Annotated in this window: 11 protein-coding genes; 4 read left to right on the forward strand and 7 right to left on the reverse strand. The window is 75.6% G+C overall.

Features of this window, described 5'->3' with window-relative positions; translation table 11 throughout:
* Window positions 1-117: 117 nt before the first annotated feature.
* Together H505_RS0133755 and H505_RS0133760 are read right to left on the reverse strand one after the other, a co-directional pair.
* Window positions 118-297 (reverse strand): hypothetical protein, encoded by a 180-nt coding sequence (locus H505_RS0133755; RefSeq protein WP_245592703.1) that lies wholly within the window; start codon window positions 295-297, stop codon window positions 118-120.
* Between the two features lie 201 nt (window positions 298-498).
* Complete coding sequence (locus H505_RS0133760; RefSeq protein ID WP_026405462.1) at window positions 499-1167, reverse strand: TetR/AcrR family transcriptional regulator; 669 nt, start codon at window positions 1165-1167, stop codon at window positions 499-501.
* Between the two features lie 55 nt (window positions 1168-1222).
* Here H505_RS0133760 and H505_RS0133765 point away from each other — a divergent pair, with 55 nt between their 5' ends.
* Entirely contained in the window at window positions 1223-1810 is a 588-nt protein-coding gene (locus H505_RS0133765; RefSeq protein ID WP_026405463.1) for an HAD family hydrolase, read from the forward strand.
* Window positions 1811-1846: 36 nt separating this feature from the next.
* Here the strand turns inward: H505_RS0133765 and H505_RS0133770 are convergent, their stop codons facing one another.
* Together H505_RS0133770 and H505_RS0133775 are read right to left on the reverse strand one after the other, a co-directional pair.
* On the reverse strand, window positions 1847-2677 hold the full coding sequence (locus tag H505_RS0133770; RefSeq protein WP_026405464.1) for an SAM-dependent methyltransferase: 831 nt from the start codon (window positions 2675-2677) through the stop codon (window positions 1847-1849).
* 72 nt (window positions 2678-2749) lie between these two features.
* Entirely contained in the window at window positions 2750-3820 is a 1071-nt protein-coding gene (locus H505_RS0133775) for an Rv1352/Rv1906c domain-containing protein (protein ID WP_026405465.1), read from the reverse strand.
* Between the two features lie 168 nt (window positions 3821-3988).
* Between H505_RS0133775 and H505_RS0133780 the strand changes: the two genes are divergently transcribed.
* Window positions 3989-4660 (forward strand): aminoacyl-tRNA hydrolase, encoded by a 672-nt coding sequence (locus H505_RS0133780; protein WP_026405466.1) that lies wholly within the window; start codon window positions 3989-3991, stop codon window positions 4658-4660.
* 51 nt (window positions 4661-4711) lie between these two features.
* On the opposite strand, the gene H505_RS46190 is transcribed toward H505_RS0133780, so the two are convergent.
* The gene (locus H505_RS46190; RefSeq protein ID WP_034521246.1) at window positions 4712-7237 is read right to left on the reverse strand and encodes a M14 family zinc carboxypeptidase; all 2526 of its coding nucleotides are present in this window, start codon (window positions 7235-7237) and stop codon (window positions 4712-4714) included.
* A gap of 181 nt (window positions 7238-7418) precedes the next feature.
* Here H505_RS46190 and H505_RS0133790 point away from each other — a divergent pair, with 181 nt between their 5' ends.
* Window positions 7419-8489 (forward strand): zinc-binding dehydrogenase, encoded by a 1071-nt coding sequence (locus tag H505_RS0133790; RefSeq protein ID WP_026405467.1) that lies wholly within the window; start codon window positions 7419-7421, stop codon window positions 8487-8489.
* 57 nt (window positions 8490-8546) lie between these two features.
* On the opposite strand, the gene H505_RS51305 is transcribed toward H505_RS0133790, so the two are convergent.
* A complete protein-coding gene (locus H505_RS51305) occupies window positions 8547-9785 on the reverse strand; it encodes a hypothetical protein (protein ID WP_034521247.1) in 1239 nt (412 codons plus the stop codon).
* A 189-nt stretch (window positions 9786-9974) separates the two neighbouring features.
* Here H505_RS51305 and H505_RS0133800 point away from each other — a divergent pair, with 189 nt between their 5' ends.
* Window positions 9975-10274, forward strand: a complete 300-nt coding sequence (locus H505_RS0133800; protein WP_026405468.1) for a hypothetical protein — start codon at window positions 9975-9977, stop codon at window positions 10272-10274.
* Between the two features lie 9 nt (window positions 10275-10283).
* Here the strand turns inward: H505_RS0133800 and H505_RS48335 are convergent, their stop codons facing one another.
* On the reverse strand, window positions 10284-12095 hold the full coding sequence (locus H505_RS48335; protein ID WP_026405469.1) for a DUF6745 domain-containing protein: 1812 nt from the start codon (window positions 12093-12095) through the stop codon (window positions 10284-10286).
* Between the last annotated feature and the right edge of the window lie 158 nt (window positions 12096-12253).

Below are 12253 nucleotides of genomic sequence, written 5' to 3' on the forward strand. Positions count from 1 at the left end.
TGTCTGAAGCTGTTTCGGGTTAACGTCGATGAGACGCCGCCCGCCGGGGACGGATCGCGCCCCGTCTCCGGCGGGCGGCCTCGATTCCGGCCGCGCCCCGCGCGCACCGTCCGTGGATCACCCGCGCGCCCGCGCGTTCAGGATCGCGTCGCGCAGCCTTTGCGGTGTCTCCGCCTCCAGCAGCCGCGGCCCGTCGCGCAGCGGCACCATGGCCCACCACGACCCGGTCGCCTCGCCGTACCAGACCCGCACCCCCGGGAACTGTTCCTGCAGCCCGCGCGCCGTGGCGCTGCGCATGGCGGGCGTGGGCTCCCCGTTTCCGGCATCCTGATCGGCCGTCATGTCGCCCTCCCCCCGTAGAACTCGTCCGTAACAGCGTCCCCACGGGCCAAGTCATCACCCCTGCCCAGGAAGTGTGACTAAGCACACTAAAGGGGTTCTCGAGGGCGCACCGGCGAATCGGCGCGGCCGCCGGGGCGGCCGGGGCGTCCGGCCCGGTCAGTGGAGGTTGATGCCGTCGAACATCACCTTGAGGTAATGCTCGGCCAACCCCTCGGCGTTGAGCTGCCCGCCCGGCTTGAACCAGCGGATGGCGACCCACACCGTGTCGCGGATCATCCGGTAGGTGAGCTTCGGGTCGAGGTCGAGCCGGAACACGCCCTGCTCCTGGCCCGCCCGGAGGGTGTCCACCCACATCTTCTCGACCTCGTCCTCGGACTTGGTCAGGTAGGCGAACCGCTCCATCCCCTTGAGGTAGTTCCAGTCGTTCTGCATCACCGTGATGGCCGCGCGGTGCGGCTCCAGCGTGCCGAACGCGGTGCGGACGAGCCCGGCGATCGTCGCGCGCGGGTCGTCGTTCTCGTCGATGACGCGGCGGTACGCCGCCATGATGTCCTCGAAGAAGCCGGTGAGGATCTCGTCGACGATCGACTCCTTGGAGTCGAAGTGGTGGTAGAGGCTGCCGGACAGGATGCCCGCCTCTTCGGCGATGTTGCGTACCGTCGTCGCCTGGAAACCCTTCTCGGCGAACAGTTCGGCCGCGAGCTTGACCAGGTGCTCCCGCCGCTCCGACGCCAGGGCCGGGGACCCCTTGCCGCGGCGGCGGGTTCCGCCCCCGCCGGAACTGCGGGTTCTGGGTCGTCCGGAATCAGCGTTCGTCGTGGTCACCCCCTCATTATGCCGCCTCGGACAACCGCTTGCTCGCCTTGCGTAGGCTCGGGGTATGCCCGACGTGATCGTGTTCGACCTGTACGGAGTGATCGCCCGGACGCAGTCCGCGGAGGCGGTGCGGCGCATCGAGTCCCTGGCGGGCCGCTCCGGCCCGGCGTTCTGGGACGCGTACTGGTCCAACAGGCCCGCCTACGACGCCGGCCAGGAGAGCACCGCCTACTGGACGGACGTCGCCGCGGCCCTCGGCACCGAGTTCCCCGACGTGCCCGCCCTCATCGAGGCCGACCTCGACAGCTGGACCGACGTCGACGAGCGCATGGTCGCCCTCGTCGGCGAGCTGGCCGACGAGGGGCGCACCCTCGGCCTGCTCTCCAACATCATCACCGATCTGGTCCCGCGCATGGAGGGGAAGCACGCGTCCTGGCTGGCCCGCTTCGACGCGCTGACCTACTCCTGCCGGATCGGCGTCGCGAAGCCCGACCCCCGCGCCTACCGCATCTGCGCCGAGCGCCTCGGCGCCGACCCCGCCGACGTCCTCTTCTTCGACGACACCGAGCGCAACGTCCGCGCGGCCCGCGAGGTCGGCATGCGCGCCGAGGTCTTCACCGGCCCCGACCAGGTCCGCGCCCTCGTCTCCTGACCCCGCCGCGGTCGCCCATGCCCGGACCCGCGTCCTCTAGGGCTTGCGGGCGACGCCGCCGAACGAGTCGATCGGCTTCCCGGCGTCGAGGTCGGGGAAGTCGGGACGCCACAGCGGCGTCGAGACGACGCCCGGTTCGACCGTCTCCAGGCCGTCGAGGAGCGACTCGATGAACGCGGGGGTGCGGGCGTGGTACGGGACGGTCCCGGCCTCGGCGCACAGCCGCAGCGCCTCGCCGCGCGCGGTGGCCTCCGCGGGCGTCCACGCGTCCACGCCGAGCACGTTCGTCCCGTCGTTGACCGCGACGATGCTGCCCGGCGGGAGCGCGTCCACGAGCCGCCGGACGACGCCGCGCGGGTCGTCCTCGTCGGGGACGTTGCCGACGATGCCGAGCAGCAGGAGCCCGACGGGGCGGGCGAGGTCCAGGGTCTCGGCGGCCAGCCCGACGATCGCGGCGGTGTCGCGGACGTCGGCCTCGACGTAGGCGCAGCCGCCGCCGGGGAGGCCGGTGAGCAGCGCGCGGGCGTGCGCGACGACCAGCGGGTCATTGTCGACGTACACGACGCGGGAGCCGGGCGCGGCGCGCTGGGCGACCTCGTGGGTGTTGTCGACGGCGGGCAGCCCGGTGCCGACGTCCAGGAACTGCCGCACGCCCTGCTCGACCATGTAGTGGACGACGCGGACGAGGAACGCGCGGGAGTGCCGCGCGACGTCGGCGATCTCCGGGTACACGGCCGCGATGCGGTCGCCGACCTCGCGGTCGACGGGGTAGGTGTCCTTGCCGCCCAGCCAGTGGTTCCACAGGCGGGCCTGGTGCGGCCTCGTGGTGTCGATGATCCCGGCGAGGCGCCGGTCGCCGTCCGTCATGGAGCCCTCGCGAATCCGGGGAGTCGGTGGGGAGCAGCGTAGTGCGGCGGGCCACGGCGCGGGGCGGCCGGATCAGGACGCGGGCGGGAGCTGGTCGGCGGCCTCGGCGGCCGCGGTGAGGCGCTCCCGCAGCGTGCCGATCAGCGCCTCGGACTGCTCGGTGAGCCGGTCGATCGCGGGGATCGCCAGGTCGTCGCGGACGGTGTCGGCGACCAGCTCGTCGTACTCGTGCGCCTTCGCGGCGATCTCCTCCAGCCGGCGGTGCGCCTCCAGCGCCTCGTCGGCGGCGCGGACCCGCTCGGCGTACCGCTCCAGCGCCTCGATCCGCCGGTCGACCGACTCGACCGACAGCTCCAGCTTTTCGCGCAGCGGCCGCAGCGCCGCCTCCACCTCGGGGAACGCCGCCGCGCCCGCCATCGCCGCGTGGTCGGCGCGCAGCTTCGACTGGCGCGCGAGGACCTGCGCGATCTCCCACTCCTGCCGCGGCAGCATGACCGCGTTGTCGGCGGAGTCCAGCAGGCCCTCCCGGTTGACCCGCGAGTCGCGGACGGCGTCGAGCGCGGCCTGCGCGCGGGCCAGCATCGCGCGGCCCTCGGCGTCGAAGTCGTCGAGGGTGCGGTAGCGGTCGCGGTTGCGCTCCAGCTCGCGGACGCGCCGGATGTCGGGTGCCAGCGAGCGGGACCCGAACGTGATCATCACGGCGAGCATGCCGAGGCCGAGCAGCCAGAACGGGCCGAGCAGGGTGGATCCGATCAGCCCGAGCATGAGCATGGACGCCGGGACCAGCCAGCCCGGCAGCACGCCGCGCGCGGCGACGGCGTCCAGCTCGGCGCGCAGCGCGGGGTCGGCGACGGGGCGCGGCTCGGGGGCCTCGCCCGCGCCGGCGGGCGCGGTGCCGCCGACGCGCTTCCAGTCGGCGCCGGTGTGGGTCTCGAACGCGACGTCGGTGGCGGCGATCTCGATCTCGACGCCGCCCTCGGGCAGCGGCCACGACGCGACGGGCTCGCCGCCGCCGGGCCCGGGGTAGCGGACCCACCAGCCGCCTTTGGCGTCGGTGCACAGGTAGCGGCCCGGCGCGATGTCGATGCCGACGAAGAACGTGCCGTTACCCGGGATGGAATCGCTCCACTGGCCAATGGTCACGGGGACCTCCCACCAGACTCCTGCGCCTGGGCGGCCCCGCCGGGCTCAGGCGTCGGCCGCCCTCCCACTCGTTCTGAACGATCGCGGAACGGTAAAGGTTGCCGTACCCACTCCGAGCGGCGGAAAGTCGTGTGCGGGGCATTGGATCGGGTTTGGAATACTCCAGGAGTGCGACCCGACTTCGATCCCCTCGACGATCCGCCGTGGGCCATGCAGCTGGTGGTCCGCGCGGAGAAGACCGATCCGCCCGCGCACGGCGCCGTCTGCGCGGCGGCCGCGGCGGCGGTCGTCCGGCTGCTCACCGACCCGCGGGCGACGGCCCCGGACGGCGAGTGGCGCGCGGCCGTCGAGGCGTGGGAGTCGCGCCGGATTCGCAAGGTGACGCGGCGGGCGCGGGGCGTCCGCTGGCCGGAGGCGCAGGCGCTGCCGGGCGTGACCGTCGAGCACGCGGGCGCGCAGGTGCGGGCGTTCCCGCCCGGGCCGGTGGCGGACGTCCCGCCGCGGCTCGCGAAACTCCAGGTCGCGGGCCTCGACCTGGCGGAGGCGGAGGAGCCGCCCCCGCCGCCGGCCGCCCCGTACGCGGCGATCGCCCTCAACCCGGACGTCGCGATGACCACGGGGAAGGCGGCGGCGCAGTGCGGGCACGCCGCGCAGCTGCTGCTCCGGCAGGGGAAGCGGAAGCACGTGGCGGCGTGGCTCGACGCGGGGGCGCGGGTGCACCTGACGCGGGACGTGCCGTGGCGGACGTGCGTGAAGGAGGCGGCGGTCGCGGTCCGCGACGGCGGCTTCACCGAGGTCCCGCCCGGCACGATGACCGCGATCGCCTGGATCGTCCGCTGACGTCCGGGGCGGGACGCGTCCCGCCCCGGACGCTCGCGCGTCTCCGGGGGGTCAGCCCGGCAGCGTCACCGCCAGCGGGTCGATCCCGGCCTCCGCGATGAGCGCGGGCAGCCGCCGCGCGAACGGGTGGTGGTCCACCGGCAGCCCGCGCGGGTTGGCGATCACGAACCGGACGGCGTCGCCGTCGCGGCGCGCGTCCCACGCCGCGCCGACCGACCGCAGCACCGACTCGGCGGCGGCGGCGTCCCCGGCGCGCACCGAGACCCGGATCGCCGCCTCGCGGTCCGGCAGCGCCGCCGCCGACCGGGACGCCTCCGCCGCGGCCGCCGCCCGCGGCCGCGCCGCCCCCTCCGGGTCGGGCCCGAGGATCGCGTTGCGCAGCAGCCCGGCCGTCCCGTCGGTGAACGCCCGGAAGTTCGGCTCGGCCGCGAACAGCACCGACCGGCCCGCGCCGACCGGCTGGTCGACGACCGCGGCCGTCCCGCCCAGCTCCTCGCCGCCGCGCTGGTACCCGGAGACGAACCAGTCGGGGGAGCCGCTCTCGGGATAGCGGACGACGACGCCGCTCGACGCGCGCATCACCGCGTCGTACGAGGTGAAGTTCCAGACGGTGCCGCCCACGCCCTTCGCCAGCGGGCTGCCCCGGTCGACGGTCGCGCGGAACAGCGTGCCGGGGATGTCGGACGCGGGCTCCGCGAGCGTCGCGGTGGTCAGCCCGAGCCGGGCCGCGAGTTCCGTGCCGCCCTGCCAGCCGACGTACCGGCCGCCGCCGTGCGTCCACTCCCGCAGCGCCGTCCGTCCCGCCTCGCCGAGCGCGTCGTGCGCCGCGCCGGCGGGGCCGTCCGGGACCAGCAGGACGTCCACGCCGTCCAGCCGCCCGGACGCCACGTCGGACGGGCGCAGCGGCGTGAACGGGAGCCGCCAGTCGCGGTCGAGGCGGTGCCGGAGCCAGCCGGCCGACTGCCGCGCCGACGACGAGGTCTCCGACAGCTGCAGGACGCCGATCTCCGGCACCTTGCCCGCGCGCTCCGGGCGCTCGGCGGGGACGGGCCCCACCGGACGGGCGCGGGGCCGCAGTTCCGCGCCGGACGAGCCGCCCGAGACGTTCGCCAGCAGCGGCAGGCTCCAGGCCGTCACGTCGTAGAAGTACGGGAACGGCGTGTAGGAGTCCTCGTTCAGCATGGCCTGGATCCAGTGCTTCTCCGGCTGGGCCATGGAGATCCAGTACGTGCCCGCGGGCAGCGTCGTCCGCCCCGCGGGGCGCCCGTACTCCTTGTAGTCCGGGACGGTCAGGGGCCGCGCGAGCCGCTCCACCTCGACGCCCATCCGCTGGAGGCGCCGCACGATCGTCCGGACCTCGTCGCGCTTGGCGCGGTCGCCGTCCCGCAGGAAGTAGTGCCTGACCTCGCGGTCGGGAACCGGGCGCTCGACCTCGTTGCCCGGGTTGTAGACCTGGTTCGGTTCGAGTGCGCCGGCCTCGCCCTGCCGCCGGGCCTCGACCGCCATCGCCCGCCACTCGGTGAGGAGCCGCTGCCGGTTGCGGGCGGCGGCCGACAGCGCCACCCACTGGGTGAGGTACTGCTCTTCCACCCGCTCCGGGTAGGGGCTGTCGCCGCCCTTCTCGAACGTCATCCCGGCCGCGTGGAACGCGCTCGTCGGCACCGTGTCGCCGTACCCCTGGTAGAAGAGGTCGTAGACGTTGCGGTTGAAGAAGTCGATGCCGCGCGCCTCGAACTCGGCGGCCATCGACGCCCCGTAGATCCCGTTGATCCATCCGATCGCCTGCTCGGGCGTCTCGTGGTAGATCGGGTCGGCGTTCGGCGGGAAGAAGTAGGACGTCCCGCCCATCTCGTGCGCGTCGATGTAGAGGACGGGCGGGTACCGGTTCAGCATCGCGAGCTTGCCGTCGGTCTCCGGCTGGGTACGGGCGAACCAGTCCCGGTTCATGTCGAAGCCGTAGGCGTTCTCGCGGGTGCCGAGCTCCCGGCCGTCCGGGTTCTGCGTCGGCAGGACGACCACGAGCGCGTTGTCGAGGATGCGCTCGGCGGCGCAGTCCGTGCGGTCGCCGAGGTCGCGCAGGACCCGCAGGGCGGCGTCCGTCCCGCTGGGCTCGTCGCCGTGCACGTTTCCGCTGACCCACAGGATCGGGACGCCGGTCCGCGCGAGGCGCTCGGCGAGGCGGTCGGGCGTGCGCGGGTCGCGCAGCCGGTGCGCGTCCCGCCGCGCCTTCGCCAGGCCCGCCTTCGTCACCAGCCGCGGCTCGCCCACGACGGCGTACTTCAGCGGGCGGCCCTGCGCGCTCGTGCCGAGGGTCCCGGACACGACGCGGTCGCTGCGCGCGGCGACCGCGTCCAGGTACCGGTCGGACTCGGCGGCGCGGACCGGGCGCTCGCCGAGGTCGAAGCCGAGGACGTCGGCGGGCGCGGGGACGTCGCCGCGGTACACGGGCTCGGTCCGGGTGGGATCGCAGGCGGCCGCGGGGGCCGCGGGCCGGGCGGCGGCGGGGGCCGCGGCGGCGGCGGGCACCGCCAGGGACGCGGCCAGCGCCACCGACCACGTCGTCTTTCGCACTCTCATGCTCCAGAAAGTGGCATGGGGCACATCGTGCACCAAGGGCAACATCTGCCAAGATCGGCTTTCCTCGCCTCCGGACCCACAAAACCTGCCAGTGATCAGTGGCGCCCGGCACTATCGCGCGGGCGGCGAACGTGGTTGCGTTCCGGGAACGACCGTTCGCCCGGAAGACCGGAGGCCGCGGATGCGCGCTGCGTTGACCACCGCCGACAAGACCATGATCGTGACCGACGTCCCGGACCCGGTCCCGCAGGAGGGGCAGCTCCTCGTCCGCACCCTCGCCTGCGGGATCTGCGGTTCCGACCTGCACGCCCTGCAGGACCCGGACGCCTTCATGGACACCACCCGGCGCTCCGGCGGCACCCCCCACGACCCCCGCGACGGCCTCGTCTTCGGGCACGAGTTCGCGGGCGAGATCGTCGGCTACGGCCCCGGGACCGAGCGGAAGCTGCCGATCGGCGCCGCCGTCTGCGGGCCGCCCATCGGGATCGGCCCGCAGGGCTCCGGCATCATCGGCTACACCCCCGCCTACCCCGGCGGCTACGGCGAGTACATGATCCTCAACGAGGCCCTCACGCTGCCCGTCCCGGACGGGCTCGACCCGCGGACCGCGGCCGTCACCGAGCCGTTCGCGGTCGGGACCCGCGCGGTCCTGCGCAGCGGGATCGCGCCGGGCTCCGTCGCGGTCGTCCTCGGCCTCGGCCCGATCGGGCTGGGCGTCGTCGCCGCCCTCAAGGCCCGCGGCCACGGCCCCGTGATCGCCGTGGACTTCTCCCCGAAGCGCCGGGCCCTCGCCGAAGGGCTCGGCGCCGACGAGGCCGTCGACCCGTCCGCCGCGTCCCCCTACGACCGCTGGGCGGACCTCGGCGTCCCCACCGGCACCGTCGACCGCATCGCCGCCGAGCTGTTCGGCCTCGACGTGCGCCAGGCCGTCGTGTTCGAGTGCGTCGGCGTCCCGGGGGTGCTTGGCGCCGCCGTGGCGGGCGCCCCCGCCGGGGCGACGATCATGGTGGTCGGGGTGTGCATGCAGCCGGACGAGATCGAGCCCGGCGTCGCGGTCAGCAAGGAGCTGACGATCCGCGGCACGTTCGGCGCGCTGCCCGCGGAGTACGGCGCCACGCTGACCGACATCGCCGAGGGCCGGATCGACGCCGGGTCCGTCATCACCGGCACGGTCGGCCTCGACGGCATCGCGGACGCGTTCACCGAACTGACCCGGCCCGACCGGCACGCGAAGATCGTCGTGGTGCCGTGACCCGGCGCGGGCGGCCCGCCGCCTTCCGGTCCGCCGCGCCCTGCCCCGGGCGCCGGGTCAGCGGCGCGGCAGCCGGTTGATCGCCGCGAGCGCGAGCTCCTGGGTCCGGGTCAGCCCCTCCGGCGGCGCCTCCGGCCCGGACGCCCGCGCCGCGCCGCCGACCTGCGCCTTCGCGCTCAGCCCGTACGACAGGAACAGCAGGATGACGAACCCGGCCAGATACAGCAGGTGCTCCAGCAGCCCGCCCCAGCGCGCGTTGAACACGTCCAGGACGGCGAACAGCGCGAAGCCCGCCATCCATCCGGCCAGCGGCGGCACGAACCAGGTGTCGCGGCGGCGCGCGACCGCCGCCGCGGTGAGCAGCACCAGCAGCACCTGGACCGCCTTCGCCAGGACGAGGATCGCCCCGGACGGGCCGGACGCGAAGTAGTCCCCGACCTCCTCGCGCCGGTCGCCCCACAGCAGCGCCCCGCTGATCAGGCTCATCACCCCGTAGGCGAGGAGGAACACGCCCACGGTGTAGTGCTGCCGGTGCCACGTCGGGCTCTCCCCGGGCGCGGCCGCCCCGCTCGTCCCGCCCTGCACGGGCGGCGCGGGAGCCGGCGACGGGGAGGGGGAGGGGCGCGGTGCCGGGACGGACGGCGCGGCCGCCGGGGCAGCGGGCTCGGGCGCCGGGAGCGGAGCCGGGGCCGTCGCGTCCGCCGGATCGGCGGGCTCGGCCGGTTCGGCGGGCCGCGGCACGGACGGGAGCGGCGCGGGCCGCGTCGCCTCCGCCTCAGCAACGGGCTCTGCAACGGGTTCCGCGGCGGGCTCCGGGGCGGGCTCCGGGGCCGCGTCCGCCGCTTCGTCCTCGGGCGGCGCCGCCGGGAGCGGCGCGGGCCGCGTCGCCTCGGGCCCGGACGCGGCGGGCGGCCCGTCCTCCGGGTCCTCGGCGCCGTCACCGCCGGACGGCGCGGGCAGTTCGGCCGTCCAGCCCTCCTTCGGCACCCGCGGGGACGGCCCGTCCACGAGGGTCTGCCCGGCGACCAGCTCGTCGCCGGCCTCGGCACCGGTCTCGGCACCGGCCTCGGCGTCGGGCTCGGCGTCGGGCTCGTCATCCGGGCCGTCGGCCGCCCCGCCGCCGGTCTCCTCGCCGGCGTCGTGGACGGTGTCCCCGGCGGCCGCGTCCCCGGCGGCCGTGTCCCCGGCCGCCTCGTCGCGGGTCTCGTCCTCGGCCGCCGCGGTCTGCCCCGGCACGCCGTCGCGCTTCGGCAGCCGCTGGTCCGGCCGTGTCCGCTCCGCCTCGGCGCCGCCCACGTCATCGCCCCCATCTCGCCGCTTGCCGTCTGCAATGCGCAAGATATCCCGGATGGCGGGCCGTCCGTCGGCGCGCCGCGCCCGTCCGTCGCGGCGCGCCCCGCTGACCTGCCCGAAGTGCTTGCACCCGGGCCGCGGACACGGAAAGGTGACTCCTCGTCGGGCCGCCGGATCCACGAAGGAACGAGGATGACGCCTGACGGCATGGAGCCCGCGACGCCGACGAAGTCGCGGATCGAATACCTGGAAGAGCTCGGCGACGCGCTGTCCGCCCGCGGCTTCCGCGTGCGGCTCACGCTGCCCCGCGGGCAGTCGCCCGCGCTGCACGTGGCGAACCCGGACGCGTCCGCCCTGACCGAGAACATCCTCGTCGAGGAGGCCGCCGACGGCTGGTGGTTCTGGTGGTCGTGGTCCGAGCGGATCACCCCGGCCGACGACGTCGCCGGCGCGGCCGCCCGCATCGCCGCCGTGCTCGCGTCGCCGCTCTGACGCGCCGGTTCAGCAGCGGAACCACGTGGTCGGGCGGTACTCGTAGACGGTGTTCTCGTCGGCCATCACCAGGGCGAGCGCGCCCGCCATGGCCTCGGCCCCGCGGCGGTGCGCCCGGTACTCGTCGGGCGACAGGGGCCGCAGGCCGAACGCCTCCGCGGCCTCGTCGTCCGCCTTCTCGGGGTCGCGGCCGTCGGGGTCCGCGCTGACCATGAACCGCAGGGCCTCCTCCAGGTCGCGGCCGAGCACCTGGTAGCCGCCCTCGGAGTCGGCGTACAGGACGGGGCGCCGGGGGCCGTCGCCGCACAGGAAGTACGTGCCGCCCGTGCCGTGCCCGGCGAACGCGTACAGCGGGGCCCCGCAGTACAGGTGCACGGCTTCGACGTGCTCGTGCGGCAGCGCGCAGTCGAGCCCGGCGAGGAGGTCCCGCAGCTCCTCGCTCTCCCAGACACGCGTCAGCAGTTCGGGCAGCGGCGCCGGCTCGGGCGCGCCGAAACCGAGCCAGCCCGCGGCCTCCAGCGGGTCCGCCGCGTCGGCGGGCACCAGGATCGCGGCGCCGTCCCAGGCGCCGCCGGACCGCACCACCACGCGGGCGTCCCGGCCGAGCAGCACCGCCGGGACGTCGTGCAGCGTCAGCGCGCAGCCCGGGTCACCGGGGTCGGGCACGGGCCCGGCCACGCGGGCCAGCGGCGCCTCGGCGGCGAAGCGCGCCCAGCCCAGCCGGTCGACCGCGCAGCGCCGCAGGTCGGGCGCGATCCGGTCGGCCGGGAGGGCGGCGGCGTACGAGGCGGCGCCGAACTCCCGCACCGCGCGGCCCCGCAGTTCCTCGTCGGACGCCCGGACGACGTCCTCCGCGCTCCACCCGGGATCGACGAGCCCGGCCGGCACGAGCCCGCCGCCCCAGCAGTGGTGGGCGAAGCCGTCCGCGTACCGGACGGCGGGGCCGTCCTCCCGGTGCAGCCGCCCCAGCTGGTCGGTGTGCACCTCGGCCGGGGGAGCGGCCACCACGGCGATGCCGCCGAGCGCCCACCACCAGCCGACGGCCGGGACCATGCGCAGCCGGGCGGACAGGTCGCCGGTCGCGGGGACGCCGCCGCGGCGCGCCGCCGCGAGGATGAGCAGCGCGTGGTGGTCCGGTGCGCGCACCGCCTCCCACACCCGCCGCCACCGCTTCCAGTCGTCCGGCCGGGGCTCCGCGGCGCAGGAGCGGAGCGCCGCGGACACCGCGTCCCAGTGCGCGGCGGGGAAGGCCGGGCGCAGGTCCCGCAGCAGCCGCTCGTGCGCCCGCGCGGCGACCGCGGCGAAGCGGCCGGGATCGCCGGGCGACAGCGCCTCCTCCTTGAAGCGGTGGGCGACGGCGGTGCTGACCGCCCAGGCGGGCTCGCCGACCCGGCCGAGGACGGCCCGCACGTCCGGATCGTCCAGGTCGTAGGACAGCTTGTAGGCCGAATCCATCGCCGGGACCCGCCACCGCGCGGCGAGAGGCTCGTCCTCCTCGAAGGGGGAGGGCTCCGGTCCGCCGAAGGTCCCGTACGCCCCCTCCAGGCGCGGCGTGGCCGCGTGGACCCAGCGGGCGCGGGCCTCGGGGTGGCGGGCGGGGTCCAGATGCTCGTGGCCGTAGAGCAGGGTCCGCGCCGCTATCGCCCCGGCCAGGGGCGAGTCGAGCCAGACGACGGCTTCGGGGCGTCCCCACCCGCGGGCCTCGTACAGTTCCGCGATGGCCCGTTCGGCGTCGCCGCGGTCCGGAGCGGCCACGGCGGCCTCCCACCGCCCGCACAGCTCGTCGACGAGGCGTCCGGCGCCGGTTCCTGCTGAGGTCATCGATGGCTCTCCGCGTTCGTCGCGACAGGTCCCTTCTCAGAGCCGCACCGCGCCGCGCCGGTTCCGGGGGCGCGCGGAACCGGGGAATGTTGATCCGGCGAACAATCCGGAGTCCGTGCCGGTCATGGCCTTGATCAGGTCGTTCGCCGGTGACGTGC

The organism is Actinomadura rifamycini DSM 43936 (assembly GCF_000425065.1).
Classification (GTDB): Bacteria; Actinomycetota; Actinomycetes; order Streptosporangiales; family Streptosporangiaceae; genus Spirillospora; species Spirillospora rifamycini.